At 70.9% G+C, this 24548-nt stretch carries 20 protein-coding genes; 15 read left to right on the plus strand and 5 right to left on the minus strand.

Features of this window, described 5'->3' with window-relative positions:
• Positions 1 to 4: 4 nt before the first annotated feature.
• Both ACZ5WC_RS06995 and ACZ5WC_RS07000 read left to right on the plus strand, forming a co-directional pair.
• Entirely contained in the window at positions 5 to 1000 is a 996-nt protein-coding gene (locus ACZ5WC_RS06995; protein WP_468539814.1) for an ATP-binding cassette domain-containing protein, read from the plus strand.
• The gene (locus tag ACZ5WC_RS07000) at positions 997 to 1860 is read left to right on the plus strand and encodes an ABC transporter permease (protein ID WP_468539815.1); all 864 of its coding nucleotides are present in this window, start codon (positions 997 to 999) and stop codon (positions 1858 to 1860) included. Before ACZ5WC_RS06995 ends, ACZ5WC_RS07000 begins: the two co-directional genes overlap by 4 nt.
• A 90-nt stretch (positions 1861 to 1950) precedes the next feature.
• Here ACZ5WC_RS07000 and greA read toward each other — a convergent pair whose 3' ends face one another.
• Together greA and ACZ5WC_RS07010 are read right to left on the minus strand one after the other, a co-directional pair.
• Positions 1951 to 2448: a transcription elongation factor GreA gene (greA, locus tag ACZ5WC_RS07005; RefSeq protein ID WP_468539816.1), complete on the minus strand. Its 498-nt coding sequence runs from the start codon at positions 2446 to 2448 to the stop codon at positions 1951 to 1953.
• Between the two features lie 184 nt (positions 2449 to 2632).
• Positions 2633 to 3049 (minus strand): DUF4307 domain-containing protein, encoded by a 417-nt coding sequence (locus tag ACZ5WC_RS07010; RefSeq protein WP_311122965.1) that lies wholly within the window; start codon positions 3047 to 3049, stop codon positions 2633 to 2635.
• 170 nt (positions 3050 to 3219) lie between these two features.
• Here ACZ5WC_RS07010 and mca point away from each other — a divergent pair, with 170 nt between their 5' ends.
• Together mca and ACZ5WC_RS07020 are read left to right on the plus strand one after the other, a co-directional pair.
• Positions 3220 to 4101, plus strand: coding sequence for a mycothiol conjugate amidase Mca (mca, locus tag ACZ5WC_RS07015; protein ID WP_468539817.1), 882 nt, complete (start codon positions 3220 to 3222; stop codon positions 4099 to 4101).
• Position 4102: 1 nt separating this feature from the next.
• Entirely contained in the window at positions 4103 to 4339 is a 237-nt protein-coding gene (locus ACZ5WC_RS07020; RefSeq protein WP_096623668.1) for a hypothetical protein, read from the plus strand.
• A 102-nt stretch (positions 4340 to 4441) separates the two neighbouring features.
• Here the strand turns inward: ACZ5WC_RS07020 and ACZ5WC_RS07025 are convergent, their stop codons facing one another.
• The 3 genes from ACZ5WC_RS07025 to ACZ5WC_RS07035 form a co-directional block, all read right to left on the minus strand.
• Positions 4442 to 7681 carry a tetratricopeptide repeat protein gene (locus ACZ5WC_RS07025; protein WP_468539818.1) on the minus strand — a complete coding sequence of 1080 codons (3240 nt, stop codon included), beginning with the start codon at positions 7679 to 7681 and terminating at the stop codon, positions 4442 to 4444.
• A gap of 146 nt (positions 7682 to 7827) precedes the next feature.
• Positions 7828 to 9204 carry a DUF4190 domain-containing protein gene (locus ACZ5WC_RS07030; RefSeq protein WP_468539819.1) on the minus strand — a complete coding sequence of 459 codons (1377 nt, stop codon included), beginning with the start codon at positions 9202 to 9204 and terminating at the stop codon, positions 7828 to 7830.
• A gap of 74 nt (positions 9205 to 9278) precedes the next feature.
• Positions 9279 to 10712 carry a coproporphyrinogen-III oxidase family protein gene (locus ACZ5WC_RS07035; RefSeq protein WP_468539820.1) on the minus strand — a complete coding sequence of 478 codons (1434 nt, stop codon included), beginning with the start codon at positions 10710 to 10712 and terminating at the stop codon, positions 9279 to 9281.
• 535 nt (positions 10713 to 11247) lie between these two features.
• Here ACZ5WC_RS07035 and ACZ5WC_RS07040 point away from each other — a divergent pair.
• From ACZ5WC_RS07040 to ACZ5WC_RS07090, 11 genes are all read left to right on the plus strand, one after another.
• Positions 11248 to 11721 (plus strand): hypothetical protein, encoded by a 474-nt coding sequence (locus tag ACZ5WC_RS07040; RefSeq protein ID WP_468539821.1) that lies wholly within the window; start codon positions 11248 to 11250, stop codon positions 11719 to 11721.
• A 666-nt stretch (positions 11722 to 12387) separates the two neighbouring features.
• Entirely contained in the window at positions 12388 to 13611 is a 1224-nt protein-coding gene (locus ACZ5WC_RS07045; protein ID WP_468539822.1) for an argininosuccinate synthase, read from the plus strand.
• Positions 13608 to 14630: an ornithine carbamoyltransferase gene (locus ACZ5WC_RS07050; RefSeq protein ID WP_468539823.1), complete on the plus strand. Its 1023-nt coding sequence runs from the start codon at positions 13608 to 13610 to the stop codon at positions 14628 to 14630. Before ACZ5WC_RS07045 ends, ACZ5WC_RS07050 begins: the two co-directional genes overlap by 4 nt.
• Positions 14627 to 16051: an argininosuccinate lyase gene (argH, locus tag ACZ5WC_RS07055; protein ID WP_468539824.1), complete on the plus strand. Its 1425-nt coding sequence runs from the start codon at positions 14627 to 14629 to the stop codon at positions 16049 to 16051. The genes ACZ5WC_RS07050 and argH (ACZ5WC_RS07055) overlap by 4 nt, the downstream gene beginning before the upstream one ends.
• On the plus strand, positions 16048 to 16830 hold the full coding sequence (locus ACZ5WC_RS07060; RefSeq protein WP_468539825.1) for a phytanoyl-CoA dioxygenase family protein: 783 nt from the start codon (positions 16048 to 16050) through the stop codon (positions 16828 to 16830). The genes argH (ACZ5WC_RS07055) and ACZ5WC_RS07060 overlap by 4 nt, the downstream gene beginning before the upstream one ends.
• 32 nt (positions 16831 to 16862) lie before the next feature.
• Complete coding sequence (locus ACZ5WC_RS07065; RefSeq protein ID WP_468539826.1) at positions 16863 to 18047, plus strand: ATP-grasp domain-containing protein; 1185 nt, start codon at positions 16863 to 16865, stop codon at positions 18045 to 18047.
• Positions 18048 to 18117: 70 nt separating this feature from the next.
• The gene (locus tag ACZ5WC_RS07070) at positions 18118 to 19305 is read left to right on the plus strand and encodes an ATP-grasp domain-containing protein (RefSeq protein ID WP_468539827.1); all 1188 of its coding nucleotides are present in this window, start codon (positions 18118 to 18120) and stop codon (positions 19303 to 19305) included.
• A 57-nt stretch (positions 19306 to 19362) separates the two neighbouring features.
• A complete protein-coding gene (argH, locus tag ACZ5WC_RS07075; RefSeq protein WP_468539828.1) occupies positions 19363 to 20778 on the plus strand; it encodes an argininosuccinate lyase in 1416 nt (471 codons plus the stop codon).
• Positions 20779 to 20860: 82 nt separating this feature from the next.
• Positions 20861 to 21823: a fatty acid desaturase family protein gene (locus ACZ5WC_RS07080; protein ID WP_468539829.1), complete on the plus strand. Its 963-nt coding sequence runs from the start codon at positions 20861 to 20863 to the stop codon at positions 21821 to 21823.
• 10 nt (positions 21824 to 21833) lie between these two features.
• Positions 21834 to 23126: an ATP-grasp domain-containing protein gene (locus tag ACZ5WC_RS07085; protein WP_468539830.1), complete on the plus strand. Its 1293-nt coding sequence runs from the start codon at positions 21834 to 21836 to the stop codon at positions 23124 to 23126.
• Complete coding sequence (locus ACZ5WC_RS07090) at positions 23123 to 24412, plus strand: MFS transporter (RefSeq protein WP_468539831.1); 1290 nt, start codon at positions 23123 to 23125, stop codon at positions 24410 to 24412. Before ACZ5WC_RS07085 ends, ACZ5WC_RS07090 begins: the two co-directional genes overlap by 4 nt.
• The last annotated feature ends 136 nt before the right edge of the window (positions 24413 to 24548 follow it).

Consider the following 24548-nt stretch of genomic DNA (forward strand, 5'->3'; position numbering starts at 1 on the left):
CTTTATGCCAGGTGCCATCCATGCCGAAGGTCTGGTGAAGACCTTCGGCGACGTACGAGCCCTGGACGGCGTCGACTTCGACGTTCCCGAGGGCACCGTCCTCGGCCTCCTCGGCCCCAACGGCGCGGGCAAGACGACCGCCGTCCGGGTCCTGACCACCCTCCTGCGCCCCGACAGCGGCAGCGCCTTCGTGGCCGGGATCGACGTGCTGAGGAAGCCCAACGAGGTACGCCGCTCGATCGGGCTCTCCGGGCAGTTCGCCGCGGTCGACGAGTATCTGACCGGCCGGGAGAACCTCCAGATGGTCGGGCAGCTCTACCAGATGCGCGGCCGGGCCGCGAAGGCCCGTGCGGGCGAGCTGCTGGAGCGGTTCAACCTGGCCGACGCCGCCGACCGCACCGCCAAGACGTACTCCGGCGGTATGCGCCGCCGTCTCGACCTCGCCGCCGCGCTCGTCGTCTCACCGCCGGTGATGTTCATGGACGAGCCGACGACCGGCCTCGACCCGCGCAACCGGCAGCAGCTGTGGGACGTCATCGAGGACCTGGTGGCGGGCGGTACGACCCTGCTGCTGACCACGCAGTATCTGGAGGAGGCCGACCGCCTCGCCCACGACATCTGCGTCATCGACCACGGCAAGGTCATCGCCCGCGGCACCTCCGACCAGCTCAAGGCCCGTACCGGCGGCGAGCGCGTCGAGGTCGTCGTGCACCGCCCCGACGAGATCGAGCCCGCCCGGTCCGTCCTGTCCGCGCTCGGCAAGGGCGAGGTCACCGTCGCCCGGCTCTCCCGCAAGCTGACCGTCCCGGTGACCGGCGGGGCGAAGCTGCTGGCCGAGATCATCCGCGACCTGGACGGCCACGGGGTGGAGATCGACGACATCGCCCTGCGCCGCCCGACCCTGGACGACGTGTTCCTCTCCCTCACCGGCCACGCGGCCGAGGTGCAGGAGCAGGAGCAGGAGAACGGGGGCCCCGAAAGCAAGGAGGACGCCCGGTGAGCGTCACCACCAAGGACGCCCCCGTCCTGGCGCCCCGCCCCTCCGGCGGGGTCGTCCAGTCCGCCAGGGACTCCCTCGTCGTCGCCAAGCGGAATCTGATCCGCATGTCACGGATTCCGGAGATGCTGCTCTTCGGAGTCATCCAGCCGGTGATGTTCGTCGTGCTGTTCACGTACGTCTTCGGCGGCTCGATGAGCATCGGCGGCACGACCGATCCGAACGTCTACAAGAACTTCCTGATGGCGGGCATCTTCGCGCAGACCGTCACCTTCGCCACGGCCGGGTCGGCGGCGGGCATCGCCGACGACATGCAGAAGGGCCTCATCGACCGCTTCCGGTCCCTGCCGATGGCGCGCGGCGCGGTCCTCACCGGTCGCACGGTCGCCGACCTCGCCCAGACGTGCATCACCCTCCTCGTCCTGGCGGTCGTCGCGCTGATCGTCGGCTGGCGCCCCGGCTCGGCCGAGCCGACCAACGCCGGGCGGGTCCTGGCCGCCTTCGGTCTGCTGCTCCTGCTGGGGTACGCCTTCACCTGGATCGGCGCCCTGATCGGGCTGTCGGTCCGCACCCCGGAGGCCGCGACCTCGGGCGGGATCATCTGGCTGTTCCCGGTGACGTTCATCTCGAACGCGTTCGTCGACTCCAGCCAGATGACGCCCTGGCTGCGGCACGTCGCCGACTGGAACCCCTTCAGCGCCACCGTCCAGGCCTGCCGCGAGCTGTTCGGCAACCCGGGAGTGGTGGACTCCGGCGCCTGGCCCATGCAGCACCCCGTCTGGGCGTCGCTGCTCTGGTCCGTGCTGATCGTCGTGGTCTTCCGCACTCTCGCGGTCCGCAAGTACCGGCGGTCCAGCCGCTGACGCGGGGCGCGTACCCGGCGACGCGGGTGTCCCGGCCCTTCCGAAGGGCCGGGACACCCGCGTCGTGTCCTGTCGTGGTGGGGGCGTCTCTCAGCCCGTGTACGGCTTCGCCGCCAGGATCTTCACCGTGGCGGTCCTGCCGTTCGGCAGCTCGTACTCCGCGTCCTCACCCGTGCGCTTGCCGTTCACGCCGATACCGAGCGGGGACTGCGGGGAGTACGTCTCGATCTCCGTGCTGGCGTACTCACGGGAGGCGAGCAGGAAGGTCATCGTGTCGTCCTCGTCGCCGTCGAAGGCGATCGTGACGACCATGCCGGGCTCGACCACGCCGTCGTCGGCCGGCGCCTCGCCGACCTTCGCGTGCTCCAGGAGCTGGGTGAGCTGGCGCACCCGCAGCTCCATCTTGCCCTGTTCCTCCTTGGCCGCGTGGTACCCGCCGTTCTCCCGGAGGTCACCCTCCTCACGGGCCGCCGCGATCTTGACGGCGATCTCCGTGCGGGCGGGACCAGACAGGTACTCCAGCTCGGCCTTGAGCTGGTTGTACGCCTCCTGCGTGAGCCAGGTGACGTTTTCGCTGGTCTGAGTCACAGGTGCTCCTCGTCGGTGCTGGGAATACAAAGCATCGCCCTACCCAGAAGCATGTGCCTCCACGGGTGGGCGAAACCACGAGCCTAACAATTCCGCAGGAAAAGGGGGAGAAGGTAAACGTCACACGCCCGACCCGGCCGCAGTTTCGTGTGCGTCGCCGCAGGTCAGCGGGGGTGTGGCCGGATCAGCCGGTCGGGCCGTCGTCGGCGGTGCAGCCCATCGGCTCGACCGCGGTCGCCCGGGAACGCGTCACGACGGTCACCAGCTCGTCGATCCGCTTCTCGGCCCCGTCGAAGCGGACCTCCTTGCGGCCCACCTCGGAACCGTCCTCGCTCAGCGCCCGCACCACGCAGTAGCCGTGGCCGTCGCGGTCCTTGCGGACCTCCAGGTGGACGTCGGCCCGGGTGTCGGAGACGACCTCGAACTTGATCATCTCGCCGCTGATGCCCTGACCGCCCACGTAGTGGAAGCCCATCCAGCCGACCATGCCGAGCAGGGCCACGCCCAGGACCGATCCGACGATCTTCAGCTTGCGGTCCGCGCGCTGGTCCTCGGTGCGGCCGTACCGCCCCTCGGGCGTGGTCCCGCGAACCGCCGTCATGATCGTTCCCTCCGGGTCGGGCATCGAGGAATTTTCCGGCCCCTCGGTCAGTCACTATAGAAGTCGCCCGCGCGTCACCCGACCGCGCCCCACACCGACGTCACGCGGGCCGGCACCTCTTTGGCAGAGACCGGATCGACCAGAGCGACCGAATGACTGAGGATCGAGCTTTGACTGAGCAGCTGCGACTGATGGCCGTTCACGCCCACCCCGACGACGAGTCGAGCAAGGGCGCGGCCACCATGGCCAAGTACGTGTCCGAGGGGGTGGACGTGCTGGTCGTGACCTGCACGGGAGGCGAGCGCGGCTCCATCCTCAACCCGAAGCTCCAGGGCGACGCGTACATCGAGAAGAACATCCACGAGGTACGCAAGAAGGAGATGGACGAGGCCCGCGAGATCCTGGGCGTCCAGCAGGAGTGGCTCGGCTTCGTCGACTCGGGGCTGCCCGAGGGCGACCCGCTGCCGCCGCTGCCCGAGGGCTGCTTCGCCCTGGAGGACCCCGAATCGGCGGCGGGACGCCTGGTGGCGAAGATCCGCGCGTTCCGGCCGCAGGTCATCACCACGTACGACGAGAACGGCGGCTACCCGCACCCCGACCACATCATGACGCACAAGATCACGATGATCGCGTTCGACGGTGCGGCCGACAAGGAGAAGTTCCCCGAGGACGAGTTCGGCCCGGTTTACGAGCCGCGGAAGCTCTACTACAACCAGGGCTTCAACCGGCCGCGCACCGTCGCCCTGCACGAGGCGCTCCTCGCCCGCGGCCTGGAGTCCCCCTACGGGGAGTGGCTGGAGCGCTGGAAGGAGTTCGAGCGCGTCGAGCGCACCCTGACCACGCACGTTCCCTGCGACGAGTTCTTCGAGATCCGCGACAAGGCGCTGATCGCGCACGCCACGCAGATCGACCCCGAGGGCGGCTGGTTCCGGGTCCCGATGGACATCCAGCGCGAGGTCTGGCCGACCGAGGAGTACGAGCTGGCGAAGTCTCTGGTCGATACCTCCCTCCCCGAGAGCGACCTCTTCGCGGGCATCCGCGACAATGCCTGATATGTACGCGACCCAGGCACTGACGCACCTCGTCCCGCTCGCCGCCGAGCTCGACAAGAACAAGGTCACTCCCGGCGTCCTCGGCTTCCTCGTCTTCGCGGCGCTCGCCGTCGGCGTGTGGGCGCTGATGAAGTCGATGAACCGCCACATGGGCAGGGTGAACTTCGAGGAGGCCCCCGACCCGGAGGCGGCCACGGCCGCGCCCGCGGGGAACGGGGCGGCCTCGCCCGGGAAGTAGCGCGCGGCACAGGCCCTGCGCGTACGGGAAGGGCGTCCGGCCCGCAGCCGGACGCCCTCACCTCGTACGGTCATGGCCCGGACCGCACCCCTGCCCGTACGGTCACGGCGTCGACGGCACCCTCGGGACGCCCATGATCTGGCCCGCGCGCCGGGTCGGGGTCAGGCCCAGCCGCCATGCCTGCCAGCCGTCCTCCAGGTCCACGCCCCGCTCCAGCGCCACCGCGAACGCCGCCGCGGACTGCTCCAGCCTGCCGTCCCGCGCCGGGTGCCGGGCCTCGATCAGCTCGGCCAGCTCCTGCTGCGCGACCACCGTGCCCACCTCGCTGCCCCCGGGCGAGGCGTACGGCAGCAGCGTGCAGCGCAGGAACCGGGCCCAGTCGCCGCCCCGCGCGTCCCCGTACGAGGCGAAGAGCTCCGCCGCCTCACCGCACAGCTCCAGCGCCTGCGGCGCCCGCCCGTTGCCCGCGTCGATCAACGCCAGCTCCACGCACGCCCACGCCTGACCGTACGGCACCCTGATCCGCCGGAAATCGGCCCGCGCGTCCATCAGCAGCTGCCGGGCGAACCCCGAATTGCGCAGGTTGCCCGTCTGCGCGGCCCGCTGGTCCCGTGTCACCCGGCCCGAATGGTGCCGGGCGCACGCCAGCCCGTACACGTCCCGCATCCGGGAGAACATCGTCCGGGCCCGCTCCAGCTCCCGCACCGCCTGATCGGTGTCCCCGTCCTCCTCCAAGGCCTGACCCAGGTAGTACAGGGTCCACGCCTCACCGCGCGCGTCCTCGTTGTCCCGGTGCCGGGCCAGGGCGTCGCGCAGCTGCTCCAGGGCGGCGGCCGGGTCGTCGTCCAGCAGCCGGGCCCGGGCCAGCTGGGTGATCGCCCACGCCTCGCCGCGCCCGTCGCGGGTACGGCCGTACAGCTCCAGGGCCGTGCTCAGGGCCTCCTCGGCGGCCGCCACCTCGCCCGTGCGCAGCCGGACCTGGCCCAGCTGGAACTGCGTCCAGGCCTCGCCGTGCAGCGACTCGCCCGCCCGGTGCAGGCGCAGCGCGTCGTCCAGCAGCGTGAGCGCCTTCGCCAGGTCGCCCCGGTCGCGCTCCACGGCGGCCAGCGCGTGCAGGGTCCACGCCCGGTCCTCGTCCTGCGCGCCGGAGGACTGGAGGGCCAGCGCCTCGCCGAGCCGGGCCGCCGCCTCGGTCAGGTTGCCCTGGTGGTGCAGGGTGATGCCGAGCGAGCAGAGGGCCAGCGCCTCGCCCGCGTCGTTCCGCGCCTCGTGGTAGAGGCCGACGACGGAGGACAGGGTGGTGCGGGCCTTGTCCAGCTCGCCGAGCTGCCGGGCCGCGATGCCGGTACGCCACTGCACCGAGCGCTCCAGCAGGCCCTGGTCCACGGCCTGCGTCAGCTCGCTGATCTCGCCCAGGCGGTAGAGGTCGCCGCGCAGCAGGCAGTAGTCGCACAGGGCGCCCAGCAGATGCAGCACCGTGCCCTGGTCGACGCCCTCCGCGTGCCGCAGCGCCGCCGTGATGAAGCTCGACTCGTCGTCCAGCCAGCGCAGCGCCGAGTCCAGCGAACCGAAGCCGTGCGAGCCGAACCGGCCCGCCCGGGTCGACATCTTCCCGTCGACCATCCGGATCACCGCGTCGGCCAGCTCCGCGTAGTTCGTCAGCAGCCGTTCCTGTGCAGCCGCCCGTTCGGCGGGCGGCTCCTCGTCCAGCAGCCGGGCCAGCGCGAAGGCCCGTACGAGATCGTGCAGCCGGTAGCGCGAGCCCCGTACGCGGGTGAGCAGCCCGGCCCGCGCCAGCACCGTCAGCAGCCGCTCCGCCTCCTGCTCGTCCGCCGCGAGCAGGGCCGCTGCCGCCGCCGCCCCCAGGCTCGCCCGGCCCGCCAGCGCGAGCCGCCGCAGCAGCCGCCTGGCCTGCTCACCCTGGTCCGTGTAGCGCAGCCACAAGGCCCGCTCCACGGGGGCCTCCGGCCCGGACGCCCCCGGGGGCGGCCCTGCCGCCAGGTCCTTCGCCAGCGTGTGGCGGCTACGGGCCCCGAGCGCGGAACCGGCCACCCGCAGCGCGAGCGGCAGCCCGCCGCACAGCTCCACGACGGCGTCCGTCGACGGGTAGTCGTACGGCCCCGTCTCCTCCTCCCCGGCCACCTCGCGCAGCAGCTCCTCCGCCCCGGCCGCGTCCAGCGGGCCGACCGGCAGATGGTGCACCCGGGCCGGCAGGTCCCCGGGCAGTTCCAGCGGCTCCCTGGCGGTGACGATCACCAGGCTGTCCGAGCGCTCCGGCACCAGGGTGCGCACCTGCCCGGCGTCCGTCGCGTCGTCCAGCACGATCGTGACCGGGGTCCCCGTGAGGTGCTGGTGGTACAGCTCGGCGAGCCGCCGCACCTGCTGCTCGGCCGACGCGCCCTCCCGGAACAGCAGCTGCTCGCGCGGCGCGCCCAGCCGGTTCAGCAGATGCAGCAGGGCGTCCCGGGTCGGCAGCGGGCTCTCCCCGGCCACCTGGCCGCGCAGATCGACCACGCACGCGCCCCGGAACTGGTCCCTGAGCGTGTGCGCCGCCCGCACCGCGAGCGTGGTGCGCCCCGACCCCGGCTCCCCGTGCAGCACGACGACGGTCGGTCGGGTCTGTGTGGAGGCGCGGGCCGCGTGCACCCACCGGGTGATCTGCGCCAGCTCCGCCCTCCGTCCCACGAACGGCCCCTCGGCCTGCGGGAGATGGCCGAAGGTCTGCTCCAGCATCACCCGGGTGCGGGCCGCCGCACTGCGGTCCACGCCGCGCAACTGCCGTACGGCGGGGGAGGCGGGCTTCTTCGGGGAGCGGGCGGCCGGAGCCAGCATCCGCTGCTGGTCCAGATACGGGCGGATGCCCCGCACATCCAGGGCGCTCAGCCACTGGAGCCGCAACTGCTCGGCCCCGCCGGGCTGTCCGGCCGCCCCGGCCCGGCGGTGCGCGGCGGGCCAGTGCGAGGCGGTCACCTTCGCCACGGTCGTCGCCGCACCGGCCACCGCGACGGCCGCGCCCGCACCGAGCGCCAGCGCGGTCTCCGTGCCGAGCGCCACATCGGCGGTGAACGCGGCGGCGGCCGCGACTCCGGTGACCAGCAGGGGCGTTCCCAGCGACGCCCGGCTGAAGCGCTCCGACAACGGCCGCGCTCCCGCCGCCGCCGAGTCCAGCACCCGGGTGTACGCGGCGTACTCCTCGGCCGCGCCCGCGGTGATGGTGTCGAGCGCCGCCCGGGCCCGCGCCATCAGCGCACCGGCGTCCGTCCGGCCGCCGGTGCGCCGTGCCTCCTCCTCCACGGCGCGCACCAACAGCCTTTCGGCTTCCGCGCGATGGCTGTCCCGCATAAGGATCCCCCTCCGATGACTGTGTTCCGAAGCGTCGGCTTCCGAAGTGTCAAGTGCCTGCGGTCAGGGTCCAGTGTCATGCGTGGTGCGCTCCGGCGCGAGGGGCCCCGGGCAGGGGGAGAGCCGGGACAAGCAGGGCGCGCGGGTCACCCGGCGAGATCGGCCCCGCCCGGCAGCCGCAGCCCGAGCGCGTCGCGTACGGCGCGCTCCTCGCGGGACCCGTCGTCCTCGCCGATGCTGTTCATGAGCTTCTCGAACTCCTGCGGCGTACGCGCCTTCGCCGCGGCGCTCATGACGCCCGACAGCTTGTCGAGCCGGTCGGCGAACGCGGTCACCGGGTCCTCGGCCTCGGCCGGGAGGCCGCCCGTGACCCGCAGTATCCGTGCCGACTCGTCCGTCCCGGCCGCCATCCGCCCTGCCCAGGCGGTCGCCCCGGCGAGGTTGTCGTCCGCCGCCGTCGCGGGCCTGCTGACCCGGGCCTCGCTGGCGGGACGCAGCGCCATCAGATAGGCGAACTGGGCCTCGTCCCAGTCCTCCAGATCCTGCCGCAGCGACGTCTCCAGCCGGCCGGCGGTGGAGCCCAGCCAGCACAGCACCGTGCGGTTGCCGCTCGCCCAGCCGGCGGAGTCCGGGTGGTAGGAGAACATCTGGGACCGGGGCAGGGCCGTGGTGTCCAGCGCGAAGTCGTGCAGCAGGGGAGCACATCCCTTGTTTGCCGCATCGGCGACGGCGGCGGCCCCGGGGAACGCCTTGCCCGTCAGCTCGAACGACCCGTAGACCTGCCCCTGGTGGGGCTCGTCGCACGGGACGATCTCCGCCGACATGGTCTTCAGCCGGTCCCCGCCGGGGGTGGGCAGCCCGGAGGCCGGGGTGAAGCAGTCCTCCTCGGCCAGGTCGTAGAGCGACGTCGCCGCCCGGTCCGAGGGCGTGAAGGGGGCCGGCCCCTCTCCCGTCCACGCGCTGAACCGGACCCCGCCGACCACCAGCAGCACCGCGGACAGGGCCACCACCGTGCCGCCCACGGCGGTCCCGGCGACCGCGAGCCCCTTGCCGCGCTTGCCGGTGCGCGGGAGCCGCACCAGCGCGACGATCCCGAGGACCAGCCCCACCGGCGCGAGGCAGATCAGCAGCGACAGCACGAGCGAGGCGACCGCGAGCCCGCTGAGCGGCTGCCGGGGCACCGGCTTCCAGGGGCCGTACGGGCCCGCCGCCGGAGGCGAGGGGGGCACCGGGGAATGCGGGGGCGGAGTCGGCGGCACGGTCATGGTCCTGTGCCCTTTCGTGTCGGTGAGCAGGGCAGAAGTCCGTGTGGGGCCGGGGTGCCCGCACGTTAGCACCGCCCTCTCTCGGACTCCTGTCCGACCCCACCCCCTTCGCCTGACGGGCTCGGGGGCCGGGTCGACGTCCAGCCGCTTCCACGAGTAGCTGAGCACCATCGTCGGCTCGTCGCCGTGGAGCGCGTGGTGCACGAGGGTCGTGCCGATCACGTCGCCGCCGCCCGCGGCGACAAGAAGCCGGGTCATGGAGCTCTCCCGGGCCGCACCGGGGCGAGCCGTGCAGGCACGTGGTGCGGGCATGTCGTGCCGAGGGACCGCGATCAGGACCGGGGGGTCCTCAGGCCCGAAATGCTGAGCGGTTCGCTGCCCATGTGCTTCTGGGCGCGCTTGTTCTCGCTGTGCAGGCCGGCGTAGTACTCGCGGTCCAGGTCGATGACGTTCTTGGAGAAGAGCATCCAGGACAGGGTGTCGCGGTGCTTGAAACCCAGCTGCGTCAGCTGGATGCGGTTGGTGGGCAGGCGGCGCAGCAGGCCGATGTCCTCGGCCGCCGTGAGCACCGGCTCGAAGAGGTGCGCCATCTCCTGGTAGCCGAAGCGGTTCAGCTCGTTGAGATCCAGGTCGAAGGAGTCCAGGACCAGCCGCTTCCGGATGATCTCCTCGTCGTTGAGGACGAACCCGGTGAGCGGGGTCAGTTCGTGGTTCCTGGCCTTGGTGATGTAGTCCGCGACCTCGGTGAGGCTCGGCTTCACGTTCCCGACCATGTAGTCGACCGAGCTGGTGTAGCTGCGCGCCCCGGCGCCCAGGCCCAGCAGCGGAACGCCGTGGAAGGTGAGGACCTTCTGCTGGTAGCCGCCGCGCCCCAGCCTCTTGTAGCGGACGTTCGACTCCTGTACGTATCCGGCCGCGCGGAACGTGGCGTTCGCGTAGTCGTACCGCTCGTACAGGTCGGGGCTCATCATGTACTGGTACGCGCCGGTCTTGGAGAACCACGCGTCGGGCCGGACGGTCAGGAAGTAGGTGCTGATCGTCTCGGGGGCGAGCGCCGCCAGTTCGTCGACCGAGTGCCGCCAGCTCTCCGGGGTCTGCCCGGCGAAGCCCATGATCAGGTCGGTGCTCAGGTTGGGCAGCCGCTTCTCGCGGGTGATCTCGATGGCCCGGCGGATGACGCCCTCGCCCGCCTGTCCCCGGCCCGCCTCCCGGATCTCCGAGGGGACGAGCGACTGGATGCCGATGTTGGCCCGGGTGAGACCCAGGGCGATCAGGCCCTCCAGGGTGCCGGGCTCCTTGACGATGGAGTCCGGAGTGGCCTCGATGGCGACCTCCTCCACCGTGCTCCGCCAGTTGGGATACACCTCGTCCAGCGTCCCGAAGAGCTGCTCGAAGTGGCGCAGGCTCAGCAGGCTCGGAGTTCCGCCGCCGATGTAGATCGTGCGCAGCCGACGGCTCTGGATGATCTCCGTGTGGTCACGGATCTGGGTACAGAGGGCGTCCATGTACGCGTCGTACACGTCCATGTCCTCGGAGATGACGGTGTAGAGGTTGCAGAACCCGCACTTGTACCGGCAGAACGGCACGTGCAGATAGAGGTTCAGTTCAGGAACGGGGTGTCGCTGGAGGTCCTCGGCCCAGATCTCCCGGATGTTCCGGGTCCCGTTCAGGGGGCGGTAGGCGGAGCGGGAAGGGTACGCGTAGTTGAAGGGCGGAATGACGCCCTGCTCGATGTGCCGGGCGAGCTCGTCGCGAATAGCGCTCATCGTTCCTGATCCTTACCTGTGGAGGTTCGACTTCGAACTGGCCTGCCAACGGGGAGCGGTGCCGCAGCTCCGTACGGCACGGAAAGAGACAGGGAGTGAGAGAGGCACGGGCCGAAGCCGCGCGTCAGGACGGGCGGGGCGGTGCCCCCTTCCCGCAAGCCTCCCCCGGAGGCTGTGCCTCCGTCCAACTGCTTTGCGCCATAGGTCTGTTGATCGATGCGTGGGTCAGTGGCGGAAGTGGTGCCAGTAGACAGGCGGCCGCGATGTGGGCGACAGGAACGGAACCTACGACGATTGCCGGGCGGGGTTCGTCGCCTCCTCCCAAATTGTCCACACTGTGAGATCCCGAATTTCTAGGGGGGTTGCCGGAGTGTGGTGCGGTTACGGTCGCCGGGCTGAATTAGCGGACAGAAAAAGTGAGTTGAGTCTCTTGATGCGCAACATGGCTGGATGCAAAGTGAGTTGAGTGCATCCGCATCCCCAAGCGTTCCGCCGCGGCGGCCTGGTCGGAGGTGTCTCCAGCGAAGTGGCAGCGATGGCGAGCCTGCGGACCGTCACACGGATCGCGGGTCCCGCGCTGCCCGCGATCTCCTTGGTGGCGCGCCGGCCCGCGGCGATCTGCCCCATCGCCACCCTTCTGACGCTGACGGAACTCAACAGCATCGGCACAGCGGGAATCGCCGCCGGGATGCCGTGGACGGGCCAGGCCGTGGGCGGGCCGTTCCTCGGGCGCCACGCCGACCGCCGCGGCCACCGGCCGGTCCCGGCCCGCAAGGCCTCCCGCGTACGGCTGCTGCACCCCGCCCTCCTGGCGCTCTTCCGCGCCATGGCGGTGACCAGCGTGCTGCTCCCCCTCCTCGTCGTCGACAGCTTCATCGGCGCGACCGCCGAATCGCCGCGATCGGGTTCGGCGTGGCGCCGCATCTCGTCGCGGTGCTCAGCCTCGCGGAACACGTCGCGCCGCTGGAGCGGATGGGGGAGGCGGCGACGCTCCTGGGCAGCGGTCTGATCGCCGGCCAGGGCATCGCCGCACTCGCGGTGGGCCAACTCGCCCAGAACCCCGGGCGCTCCAGCGCCTCCGTGCTGACCCGCGCGTCGGGGGCCGCGGCGGTCCTGGCCGCCCTCGTCCTCGTACGGCCCGGGACCATCAGTCCGTACCTCGCCCCGGCCGACGGCGCGCGGCGCTCGGCCACCTCGTGGCCGCCGCCACCAGCCTCGCCGCCGCCGAGAACGCGATGCCTACGCGCACGGCGCCTGCTCCCTCCGTCTCGGTGTGGAGTCCCTCCGCACCAAGACGCTCCGGGGTGCGGTCGCGTCGCCGCTGTGGGCCGTGGAAGGCGCCTGAGGCGGAAACCGGACTGGAATAGGGGCACTTGTCGGACCAATCCGTGCAGGTGCGCACCATCGGCGCGATATGTCTCGGATATTGAGATGATGCTCTGCGGCTCTTGCTCCCTGCAAGATGGCTCATTCATGCTGTTCCCGCGGTGAGTTCACCGAGGCTCAAAAAGAATCCCCGGTCCACGCAACGGGGCAGCGGGGGGAATCCAAGAACCATGACGCTTTCCTGCTGCGCGTGACCTCACGCGGGCCTCATCGGTGTGCCGGAAGGGCCTGGTGCACCGCCATGACTCCGATGCCCGCCACTCTATACAGCTGAAAGAGATCTGTAGGTATGAGCAAGCCACGCAAAATTGTCCTGGCGTTCTCGGGGGGGCTCGACACCTCGGTCATTCTGAAGTGGCTACAGATCGAGTACGGGGCCGAAATCGTCACATTCACCGCTGACCTCGGCCAGGGCGAGGAGCTGGAAATCGCCAGGGAAAGGGCCCTGGCTCTCGGCGTCAAGCCCGAGAACATCTACATCGACGACCTCCGCGACGAGCTGGTCCGCGATTACGCCTTTCCGATGTACCGCGGAAACGCCGCCTACGAGTGGAACTACCTCATGGGCACGCCGATCGCCCGGCCGCTGGTCGCGAAGCGCCAGATAGAGATCGCGCGCGAGGTGGGCGCCGACGCGGTCGCCCACGGCGCGACCGGCAAGGGCAACGACCAGCTGCGCTTCGAGCTCGCCTACTACGCCCTCGCCCCCGGCATCCAGGTGATCGCACCCTGGCGTGAATGGGACATGGGCGGCCGCGCCCAGCTGATCGCGTTCGCCGACCGGCACGACATCCCCGTGGCCAAGGACAAGCGTGGCGAGGCGCCCTACTCGGCGGACGCCAACCTCCTGCACATCTCGTGCGAGGGCAAGACGCTCGAAGACCCCTGGCTCACGCCCGAGGACGACGCCTGGGTACGCACCAAGTCCCCCGAAGAGGCCCCCGACCGGCCCACCACGATCGAGGTGGACTTCGTGAAGGGCGACCCCGTCGCGATCGACGGCGAGCGACTGGACCCGGTGTCTCTGCTCACCCGGCTGAACGAACTCGGAGCGGAGAACGGGATCGGTCGGATCGACATCGTCGACACCCGGTACGTCGGCATGAAGTGCCGCGGCCTGTTCGAGACCCCCGGCGGAACCATCTGGCTGCACGCGCACCGCGCGATCGAGTCGATCACGCTCGATCGGGGAGAGGCTCACCTCAAGGACGAGCTGATGCCGCGCTACGCCGAACTCATCTACAACGGCTACTGGTTCTCCCCGGAGCGCGAGATGCTCCAGGCGCTCATCGACAAGAGCCAGGAGCGCGTCACCGGAACCGTGCGCCTCAAGCTCTACAAGGGCAACGTGATCGTCGAGGGCCGCAGGAGCCCCAACTCCCTTTACAGCCAGGACCTGGTCACCTTCGAGGAGGGCGGCCCCTACCGGCAGGACGACGCCACCGGATTCATCCGTCTCAACGCGCTGCGGCTGCGCCAGCTGGGGACCGTGGTCCAGGGAGGCGTCGCGTGACCCGCAAACAGCTTCTGACGATCGACGACCTCACCGCCTCGGACGTCCTCGACGTGATTGCCGTCGCCGACGCGCTGGAGGAGCACAAGCAGCGTTTCGGCCACCTCCCCGCCCTGCTGCGCGGGAAGTGCCTCGGAATGATCTTCGACGAGACGTCGCTGCGCACGCGGACCGCGTTCGAACGTGCCATCGGTGATCTCGGCGGCCAGGCCATCCACTACAACGGCGCTGAGGCCCGCGTCGGACGCCACGCCGCGAAGACCGAGCACCTGCCCGACTTCGTGAACGTCGCGGGCCGGTTCAACGACGTACTCCTGAGCCGGATCTACGACTTCGCCGCCCAGGAAGCGATCTGCGCGCTGTCGCCCGCCCCTTTCATCAACGGCATGTGCGACGAGCACCACCCGACGCAGGCCCTCTGCGACTTCCTCACCGTCAAGCGGCAGTTCGGCACGGTGGAGGGCATCCGCATCGCCTTCGTCGGGGACGGTACGAACATCGCCCTGTCGCTGGCGCAGACAGCCGCCAAGGTCGGCGCCCGGTTCACCTGCGCGACGCCCGCCGCCATGGCGCTGCCCGCCGACCGGACCGAGCACCTGCTCGGCTTCACGGCCACCACCGACCCGCAGCTCGCCGTCAAGGACGCGCAGGTCGTGGTCGCCGACGCGTGGATTCCGATGAACAAGGCCGACGAGGCCGAGGCGCGCCGCGCGCAGCTGGCGCCCTACCGCGTCACGCCCGAACTCATGGCCCACGCCCGCCCGGACGCGATCTTCCTCCACAACCTGCCCGCCTACCGGGGCGACGAGGTCGTGCCCGAGGTCATCGACGGCCCGCAGTCGATGATCTACCCGGAGGCCGTCGCACGTCTGCACATCGCCAGGGCGCTGCTGCTGTTCTGCCTCCGCCCGGACTGGGCGGACCTCGCGGCGGCCGCCGCCGCACCGGGCACGCCCGGGGCCTTCGCCGGGCGGCTGGCCGAGGCGGCGGAGCGCCCGACCGGAGGAGTCCCCTCGTGACCGTCGACGAACGGTCCGCGGCCGCCGCCCACATGGCGGCGATCGGCACGACCGCGCACTTCGACCGCAGGCTCGCCCCCTACGACATCGCGGCGTCCCATGCGCACGTCACGATGCTGCTGAAGCAGCGGATCGTGCCGCCGGAGGCCGCGGCCGGGCTGCACCGCGGCCTTGACGAGCTCGCCGGGCTGATCCGGTCGGGAGCCGATCCGCTCGACCCGGACGCCGAGGACGTGCACACGGCCGTCGAGGAGTATCTGGAGCAGCGCATCGGGGCCGACGCCGGATGGCTGGGCACCGCGCGGGCCCGTAACGATCTCGCCGTGACCGCGCTCCGGCTGTGGCTCCGCGACCAGGTGACCGCCCTGCGCGCCCGGGTGCTGGACCTGACCGAGGCGCTGCTCGTCCAGGGCGAGCGGCACGCCGCGACCGTCATGCCCGGGTTCTCACACCTCCAGGTCGCGCAGCCGATCAGTTTCGGCCATGTCTGCCTCGCCTACGCGGAGACGTTCCTGCGCGACGCGGAGCGGCTGAGCCTGGTGCACGCCCTCCAGGACGAGAGCCCGATGGGGTCCGGCGCCCTGGCCGGCACCGGGTTCCCCGTCGACCGGGACGGCGTGGCCCGGACTCTCGGATTCGGCAGGCCGACGGCGAACTCCCTGGAGAGCGTGGGGGACCGCGGCTTCGCCCTCGACTTCCTGAGCGCCGGTGCGTCGGTCGCGCTGAACCTCTCGCGCTTCGGTGCGGAGATCGTCTACTGGTCCTCGCAGCCCGTCGGGCTGGTATCGCTCCCCGACGAGCTGGTCAGCTCCTCCTCGGCCCTGCCCCACAAGCGCAACCCGGACGCGGCCGAGCTGATGCGCGCCAAGAGCGGCAGGGTCCTGGGCAATCTGCACGCGCTGCAAACCGTGGTCAAGGGGCTCCCGCTGAGCTATTTCAGGGACCTCCAGGAGGACAAGGAGCCCCTGTTCGACACGGCGGACACCCTGGCGCTGTCCCTGGACGCCGCGGTCTCGCTCGCCACCCTGATGCGGCCGGACGTGGACGCGATGCGCCGCGCGGCCGACATCGGCTTCGTCACCTCCGGCGACCTGGCGGACTGGCTGACGCGCGAGCGGCAGATTCCCTTCCGGGAGGCCCACCACCTGGTGACGAAGCTGGTCCGTCTCTGCGGGGAGCGGGACTGCTCGCCGGCCCAGCTGCCGCTGGAGGCACGGCGCGGCATCGACCCGCGCCTCGCCTGCGCCGAGTGGCCGGACATCGGCGTCGAGGAGTCGGTCGCCTCCCGCGACAGCCAGGGAGGGACGGCACCGGGCCGGGTGCGCGAGGCCGCGGCCGAACTGCGCGGGCGACTCTCGGAGTTCAGGGCCCGTCCGGGGTACCGGGGAATCACGGCGAACGAAGCGGGGGAGACGCGATGATTGCCGCTGTCGATCTGGCGGAGAAGACGAAGCAGTACTGGCAGGACGGCTACACCGTGCTGCCTGGCCTGTTCGGGGACGAAGAGGTCGACGCGTTCCGCGCGGAGTGCGAGCGGCTGTGGAACGTGGACGGGCTGGACGACGATCTGAATCTGCGTACCGAGTTCCGGCGTGGACCGGACGGTGAGTACGCCTTTGACCGCCTCGACCCGGTCCTCGACATCTCACCGACGCTGAACGGGGCCGCCACCAGCGCCAAGCTGATGGGCGCACTGGAGGCGGTACTCGGCGGCTCCGCCGAGATCCTCAAGTGCAAGCTGATCCGCAAGCAACCGGGCGTCAAGGGCTACGCCACGCACCAGGACTTCCTCTACTGGAAGTGGCTCGACACCGCCCCGGACCTGCTGTGCACGGTGGTCATCAACCTCTATCCGAGCGACGAGCGCTCCGGCGGCATCGCGTTCTACCGGGGCAGCCACCAGGAGCTGGTGCCCGGCCCGCCGGGGAACCCCGAGGGCGACTGCGATCCGGATCGGCTGGACGCCTCCCGTATCCACGTCCCCGCCCTGGCCTCCGGTGACGTCCTGGTGTTCCACTCGCTGACCCCGCACTTCAGCGGACCCAACGACAGCGAACGCCCGAGGACCGTGCTGCTGCCGTCGTACTGCGTCACCGACGACACCAAGCTCTACCAGAAGTACTACCAGCAGGAAATCATCCGGCGCTGCAAGGAAATGGTCGGGTTCGAGCGGTACTTCGCTCGCAACGAAAGCCTGTGAGGGACGTACGTGAACAAGTGTGAGGGACGTACGTGAACAAGCATGTTCTGTTGCTGCACCCGGTCGCGCAGTGGTCGCTGGGCCGGATCGCCGCGATCTGTGAGCGCGAGGGCTGGCGGCTGACGATCGTGACGATCGAGAGCTCGACCGTCGGCGACCGGGTCACGACGCTGCACGAGTGGATCAGGGTGCCCGCCCTGTCGGACTCGCCCGGGGAACTGCTGTCGCAGATCGGGGCACGGCGGTTCGACGCGGTCGTCGCGGGCAACGAGTTCGCGGTGATCGCGGCCGATGTGCTGGCCCGGGAACTGGGCCTGTACCACAACGACGTGGCCCGGATCCGGGCCTCCCGGAACAAGGCCCTGATGCGGCGGATGTTCCAGGAGTACGACATCCCCCAGCCCCGGACGATCGCCGAACTGTCCTCCGTCGAGGAGAGCAGGTCGTTCGACTGGACGGGCGTCGCCTTCCCTGTGATCGTCAAGCCGGTCGACATGGCGATGAGCCTCTTCGTGCGCAAGTGCGACTCCCGGGAGGAGGTGGAGGAAGCGCTGACGAGGATGTCGGCCTTCCGGACCTCGCGGCTGACCAACTACGAGTTCAGCACCGACGCCCTGGTCGAGGAGTACGTGGGCGGGCCGGAGTTCAGCCTCGAATGCGTCGTGCGGGACGGCCGAGTCCTCGCCCACTCGGTGACCCGCAAGTTCGTGTCGCCGCTGCCCGCCTGCTACGAGATCGGCCATGTCTCCGGCGTGGACCTGCCGGAGGACCGCCTGCGGGAACTGCTCACCGTGACCGAGCGCATCGCGTCCAGCTGGGCCATGGAACAGGGCGTGATGCACGTGGAGTTCAAGATGACTCCCGAGCGGATCAGCGTCATCGAGGCCGCCGCCCGGCCGGCGGGCGACCACGTACCGGAGCTCGTCGAGCTCCAGCAGGGGCTGTCCCTGGAGGACGCCTACCTGCACGCTCGGGCCGGCCTCCCCTGGAAGCCGGCCGCGCGGGAACAGGGCGGGATCTGGCACGGGATCCGCTTCCACTACGACGAGCGCTCCGAGGGGCCGCGCCCGCCGAGCGTCGACGTGCTGCGGGCCCACGACGAACCGGACGGCATCGTGCCGGGCGCGGAGCCCTTCTCGGTGAACAGCCGTACCGGCTACTCGATGCTGCGCAGCCGTTCGCAGGCCGACCTGGACGGCTACATCCGGGCCACGTGAGTTCCGGCGGGACACACGGACAGGGGCACGCGGGCAAGGGCACGCGGCGAGGCGCTGAGAGGGCTTGACCATGGAGAATCCGAAGCAGGTCGTCGTTGTCGGCGGCGGTCCCGGTCTGTGCGACCGGATCCGCCAGCTCGGTGCGGACATCACGCTGGTCGACACACCGGCGGGCTACGACGCCGACCTGGTGCGGGTCGCGCGGCGCACCGTACTGACCGGGTACGACGACCCCGCGCTGATCCCGCTGCTGCGGGAGATCCACCGCGGGGCGCCGTTCACCGCGGTGCTCTCCCTCACGGAGCACGGTCTGCTGCCCGCGGCCCGGATCGCGGAGGAACTCGGTGTGCCCGGCCTCTCCGCGGAGGTGGTCGGGCGCACCCGGGACAAGTTGGCCATGCGCGCCCGGCTGCGGGAGAAGGGCTTCTCCACCGTGCCGTCCGCCGTCGTGCGCGACGCCGACGAGATCCGGGCGTTCGCGGCCGAGCACGGCTACCCGGTGATCGTGAAGCCCCGGCACGGCCTGGGCAGCGAGCACGTGGTGTGCCTGCGCCGGGCCGAGGAGGTGGTCATGCCGCCCGCGACCACCGACACGTACATCGCGGAGCCGTTCCTCGCGGGTCCGGAGTTCTCGGTCGAGGCGGTCAGTTGCGCCGGTGACCACCATGTGCTGGCGATCACCGGCAAGTTCACTCAGGACTCGGACCCGGAGAACCCCTTCGTCGAGGTCGGCCACGTCGTACCGGCGCCACTCCCCCCGGACGTCGCGACGGCCATCGGCGGTTACGTCTCCGCGTTCCTCGACGTCATGGGCATCACCGACGGCTGCACCCACACCGAGGTGCGTCTGACGCCCGACGGCCCGGAAGTCATCGAGACGCACACCCGGGTCGGCGGGGACCAGATTCCGACCCTCGTGCGCCAGGCGACCGGACACGACCTGATCGACCTCCTGGTCCAGTGGTCCCTGGACCGGACCGCGCCCCCGCCGCCCGCGCCCACGGTCGCGCGCGCCGCCGCGATCCGCTTCTTCGCGCCACCGCCGGGCACGGTCGTCGGCGTCAGCGGGGCGCAGCGGTGGCCGGGGCTGCCCGGTGTGGTGAAGTTCCACCTTCCGCTGAAGGCCGGGGACACGATTTCCCCGATCCGGAACTCCCACACACGGGTCGGCTACGTCCTGGCCACAGCTTCGACCGCCGCACAGGCGGTCGATATATGCCGAGAGGTCGTCGCCGGGGTGCATATTGACGTCAGGTAGTGTGCCGCAGGTTTTTCCGGCACGGTTTTCTCTCTTCTTCGAAAGGCGGCGCAGAAAGTGCACAACGACGCGAGCAAGGGCAGTGGGCTGATCCGGGGGCGCTTCGGTGAGGGCATGTCCGAAGTGATGGAACAGATCAACGCCTCCATCGGATTCGACCGGCGTATGGCCATGCAGGACATCGACGGCTCGGTCGCCCATGTCACGATGCTCTGCGAGCAGGACATCATCTCCCAGGCGGACGCGACGGCGATCAAGGACGGCCTGGAGGTGATCCGGGGCGAGATCACCTCCGGTACCTTCGCCTTCTCGGTGGAACTCGAAGACATCCACATGAACATCGAGTCCCGGCTGCGTGATCTGATCGGCCCCGCGGCCGGGCGGCTGCACACCGCCCGCAGCAGGAACGACCAGGTCGCCACCAGCTTCCGCCTCTGGGTGCGGGACGCGAACGACCGCGCGCTCGCCCTGGTCCACCAGCTCATCGAGGTCCTGGTCGAGCAGGCCGCGCAGAACACGGCGACGATCATGCCGGGTTACACGCACCTCCAGAGTGCGCAGCCGGTCTCCTTCGGCCACCACCTGATGGCGTACGTCGAGATGTTCGGGCGCGACCACGGCAGGCTGCTCGACGCCCGCGCGCGCATGAACGAGTCCCCCCTCGGGGCCGCCGCGCTCGCCGGGACGTCGTTCGCGATCGACCGTGACCGTACGGCCGAACTCCTCGGCTACGCACGGCCGATGCGCAACTCCCTGGACGCCGTCTCCGACCGGGACTTCGCCCTTGAGTACCTCTCCGCGGCCTCCCTGTGCATGACGCACCTGTCCCGCCTGGCCGACGAGATCGTGCTGTGGATGTCGCCGCAGTTCAGCTTCATCGAGCTCTCGGACGCCTGGACTACCGGTTCCTCGATCATGCCGCAGAAGCGCAACCCCGACGCCGCCGAACTGGTCCGCGGGAAGGTCGGCCGGGTGCACGGCTCGCTGTTCGGGCTGCTGACGGTCATGAAGGCCCTGCCGCTGACGTTCTCCAAGGACATGCAGGAGGACAAGGAGCGGACCTTCGACGGCGCGGACACCTTCGAGCTCTGTCTGAAGGCCATGATCGGCATGGTCGGCGACATGAAGGCGCGCGCCACCGAGATGCGCGCCGCGGCGGGTGCCGCTCACGCGACGGCGACCGACCTGGCCGACTGGCTGACGCGTGAGCTGGGCATGCCGTTCCGCGAGGCCCACCACATCACCGGCCGCCTCGTGCGCCTGGCGGACGAACACGGTCGCAGCCTCGATGAGTTGTCGCTGGAGGACATGCGGCAGGTCGACGCCCGCATCACCGAGGACGTCTTCGCGGTGCTCGGTGTGGAGGACTCGGTGACCTCGCGCCGCAGCCTCGGCGGCACCTCGCCGGAGCGCGTGGCGGAGCAGGTCGAGGAGTGGCGGGCACGCCTCCAGCAGACGCCCACCACCGACTGACCCCGACGCGATGGCGCCCGCCCAGGGCGCCATCGCGCTGAATCTCCAGCAGAATCACTGAACAACGGGGGGTATCTTTCTGATGTCCAAAAACGCGCTTTCTCCGCAATTTCTTTTCCAGCGTGCAGCTGTTCGCGGCAGAGACGAAGCGGTCTTCATCGGGAAACTGTGCGCGCTTGCCGTCATGGTCGGGTCCGGGGTATTCTTCGCGATTCAGGCATCCTATGCGGCAGCCGCCGCCGGTATCGTGATCCTTGCCGCCGCCTACACCCACGCGGTGGAATTGCAGCACCAATGCCTGCACCATTCCGCTTTCCGCAGCTCGCGCTGGCACCGAATAGCCGGCGTGCCCCTCGGCACGCCGATGCTGGTCTCGTACAGCCACTACCGGGTACGTCACCTCCAGCACCACCGCTACCTGGGCACGCCCCAGGACACGGAGTTCTTCGGCTTCGACACCCGTAAGCCGCTGACGCTCGGAGCCCTGGCCAAGGGGCTGTTCGACGGGTCGCGCATCCTGGCCGTCGTGCGCGACACCGCCCGCTGTGTCCCCGGCACCTGGCAGTACGACATGGGGCAGATCGCACCCAGGAGCCGGAAGGCGATCATCAGCGAATACCGCTGGTTCGCCGCCTTCTTCGCGCTGATCGCCGCCGCCTGCCTCCTGGGCGAAGGCCCGCTCGTCCTGCGACTGTGGCTGCTGCCCTTCATCGTGGCCATGCCGATGCACTTTCTGGTCGAACTGCCCGAGCACGTCCTGTGCGACACCGCCAGCGTCGATGTGCTGCGCAATACGCGTTCCATAACGGGAAGCCGGCTCACCACCTGGTTCACCAACGGCAACAACCTGCACATCGAGCACCACGCCGCGATGAACGTCCCGATCAACCGACTGCGTGAACGGCACGGCGACGTCCAGGAGTTCGGACTGCACGTGCAGCGCACCTATGCCGAGTTCTTCGCCATCGTGATGCGGGAGGCCTGGAAGAACAGGGGCACGGCCCGGGCACCCCGGCCGACCCCCGCACAGGGCCCGAACCGATAGGAGAGGTCAGATGACGACCGACACCCGCGCCCCCGCCGAGGGCGTCACGCATGTCCTGGTCGGCTACGGCGCCTTCCTCATGGCCGAACTCGACCGGCTGCTCCCCGAGGCCAGCCTGCTCATCCTGGAGGAGCCGCACATCATCGACGCGCGGAACATCCGTGAGGCGGCCTCCCGGTACCGCTGCGTCGCCGAGGTGCGCGCCGCCGCCACCCAGGACGAGGGGGGCGCAGGGGAGCTCGCGCGCACCGTGGCCCGCCCGCCGCGGGTCCGCGCCGTGTTCCCCGGCGTCGAGTACGGGGTCGTCGCCGCCGCCGTACTCGCGGACGCCTGGGGCCTGCCCGGCGGCGGTGTCCGCGCGGCCCGGACCCTGCGTGACAAGGGGGAGCTGCGGCGGGCCGCCGCCGCCCACGCCCTCGCACAGCCCGCGTTCGCCGAGGCCACCGGCCCCGCCGACGTCCAGGAGCTGCGTGCCCGGCACGGCGGGGAGTGCGTCCTGAAACCGGCCAACCGCCAGGCAAGCCTCGGCGTGGTGCTGCTCGGCCCCGACGACGACGCCGAGTCCGCCTGGCAGCACACCGTCGGCGCGGACGAGCCCCGGCTGCGCGTGAACTACCCGGACAGCGCCCGCTATCTGGTCGAGGAACGCCTGCACGGGCCGGAGTTCAGCGTGGAGGCGCTCGTCCACGACGGCACCGTCGGCTTCCTCAACGTCACCGCCAAGGACGTCCTGCCCGGCCGCCACCCGGTCGAACTCGGCCACACCGTGCCCGCGCCCCCGGGCGCGGCCGACGAGGACGCGCTGCGCGCCGCCATGGCCGGTCTGGTCGGCGCCGTCGGCTTCGGCACCGGCATCCTGCACGCCGAGTGGGTGCTCACCGGCGGGCGGCCCCACCTGATCGAGTGCGCGGGCCGTCTCCCCGGGGACCGTATCCACTCCCTGATCGACCTCGCGTACGGCGGCGACGGCATCCTCGCGGACCTCCTCGGGCTGCTGGCGGGCGAGGACCCCGCACCGGCGCGCCCCGCCCGGCGCGCCGCTGCCGTCACCTTCCTGCCCGCCCCGGCCGCACAGACACCGGACGCGGTCGTCCTCGCCGTCACCGGCACGGACAAGGCCGAGGCGCTGGACGGCGTCGAGGAGGTGGCCGTGTCCGCCGTGCCCGGCCGGCAGGTCGTGGTGACCACCAGCTCCTGGCAGCGCGCCGGTTACGTCATAGCCACCGGGGCGGGTCCGGCGGAGGCCGCCGCGACGGCCCGCACGGCCGCCTCGTACATCACCGTCACCGTGGGCGCCCCATGACCGGGCCCCGCACCGGCCCGGCGGCCCAACGCCTCGGCCTCCCGCCCCTGAGCGAGTACCTGCCCGGCAGTCCCGCCGGCCGCCTCTTCGCGCTCGCCACCCTGACCAGCTCCTTCGGCACCGGCCTCTTCCTGGCGGGCGCCACGGTCTTCTTCACCACGGCGGCCGGACTCACCCACGTCCAACTGGGCGCGGGCCTCGGCATAGCAGCGTTCGTCGGGCTGGTCGCCACCATCCCGCTCGGCGGCCTCGCCGACCGGGCCGGTGCCCGCAACGTCCTCATCGGCGCCATGCTGTGGCGCGCCCTGTGCTTCACGGGGCTCGCGTTCGTCCAGGGCCCCGTGGCCTTCGCCGTCGCCGCGTCCTGCCAGGCCGTCGCCCAGAACGCGACCGGCCCCCTCACCCAGGCGCTCGTCGGGGGCATCGCCGGGGACGGCGACCGGGTCCGGATGATGGCCGTCGTCCGCACCGTGCGGAACATCGGCTTCTCCCTCGGCGCGCTCGCCGCCACCCCGATGCTGCTGATCGACGACATCTGGATCAACCGCGGTGTCCTCATCGGCAACGCGGCCGCCTTCGCCGTCTCTGCCCTGCTGATGCTGCGGCTGCGCGCCCCGGGCCCGGTCAAGGCCCCCGCGTTCCGCAACCCGTTCGCCGCCTTCCGAGCCGTCAGGGACGGCCGCTACCTGACACTGGCCGGACTCAACTCCGTACTCACCCTGCACATGACCCTGCTGGCCGTGGGCCTGCCCCTGTGGGTGACCAGCCACGACAGCGCCCCGGACGCCCTCGTCCCGATCCTGGTCTTCGTCAACACCGTGCTGGCCGTGGTGCTCCAGGTGCCCTTCGCCAAGGGGGTGACCGACCCCCGGACCGGCGTCCGGGCCCTGCGCCGCGCCGGACTGGCCCTGGCAGGCTGCGCCGCCGTACTGGCCGTCCCCGTGGACACGAAGGCTTCCCTGGCGATCGCGGCGGCGCTGGCCGCCTGCGTACTGCTGACCGCGGGGGAGCTCTGGCAGGCGGCCGGAGCCTGGGAACTCTCCTACACCTACGCCCCCGAGGACCGCAGGAACGTCTACCTCTCGGTCTTCAGCCTGGGCTTCGCGGTCCAGGACATGGCGGGCCCCCTCCTGATCACCGCCGTGGTCCTCGTCCAGGGCCCCCCGGGATGGCTGGGCCTGGCAGCCCTGTTCGCCGTCGCATCCCTGCTCCCGGGCCTGGTCGTCCGCCGTCTGAAGCCCCCGGCGGCCGAGCCGGTGTCCCCGGCGGCGGTCACGGGGGCCTGACGCACGGCCTCCGGGCGCTCGACGGCTTCGGTGCCGGAACGGACCCCCTGCCGGTCGACGCCGTGTTTCCGCAGGGCAGGCCAGTGCCTCCGCGTGCCTACGGGCCCTACGCCAGCGGCCCGTGGGCACGCCCCCA

The sequence above is a fragment of the Streptomyces sp. NPDC033165 genome (assembly GCF_055577965.1).

Coding starts and splice junctions, on each gene's coding strand:
- ACZ5WC_RS06995 (WP_468539814.1), top strand. CDS start 5: ATGCCAGGTGCCATCCATGCCGAAGGTCTGGTGAAGACCTTCGGCGAC.
- ACZ5WC_RS07010 (WP_311122965.1), bottom strand. CDS start 3,049: ATGACGGCGGTTCGCGGGACCACGCCCGAGGGGCGGTACGGCCGCACC.
- ACZ5WC_RS07020 (WP_096623668.1), top strand. CDS start 4,103: ATGTACGCGACCCAGGCACTGACGCACCTCGTCCCGCTCGCCGCCGAG.
- ACZ5WC_RS07025 (WP_468539818.1), bottom strand. CDS start 7,681: ATGCGGGACAGCCATCGCGCGGAAGCCGAAAGGCTGTTGGTGCGCGCC.
- ACZ5WC_RS07030 (WP_468539819.1), bottom strand. CDS start 9,204: ATGACCCGGCTTCTTGTCGCCGCGGGCGGCGGCGACGTGATCGGCACG.
- ACZ5WC_RS07035 (WP_468539820.1), bottom strand. CDS start 10,712: ATGAGCGCTATTCGCGACGAGCTCGCCCGGCACATCGAGCAGGGCGTC.
- ACZ5WC_RS07040 (WP_468539821.1), top strand. CDS start 11,248: ATGGCGAGCCTGCGGACCGTCACACGGATCGCGGGTCCCGCGCTGCCC.
- ACZ5WC_RS07045 (WP_468539822.1), top strand. CDS start 12,388: ATGAGCAAGCCACGCAAAATTGTCCTGGCGTTCTCGGGGGGGCTCGAC.
- ACZ5WC_RS07060 (WP_468539825.1), top strand. CDS start 16,048: ATGATTGCCGCTGTCGATCTGGCGGAGAAGACGAAGCAGTACTGGCAG.
- ACZ5WC_RS07070 (WP_468539827.1), top strand. CDS start 18,118: ATGGAGAATCCGAAGCAGGTCGTCGTTGTCGGCGGCGGTCCCGGTCTG.
- ACZ5WC_RS07080 (WP_468539829.1), top strand. CDS start 20,861: ATGTCCAAAAACGCGCTTTCTCCGCAATTTCTTTTCCAGCGTGCAGCT.
- ACZ5WC_RS07085 (WP_468539830.1), top strand. CDS start 21,834: ATGACGACCGACACCCGCGCCCCCGCCGAGGGCGTCACGCATGTCCTG.
- ACZ5WC_RS07090 (WP_468539831.1), top strand. CDS start 23,123: ATGACCGGGCCCCGCACCGGCCCGGCGGCCCAACGCCTCGGCCTCCCG.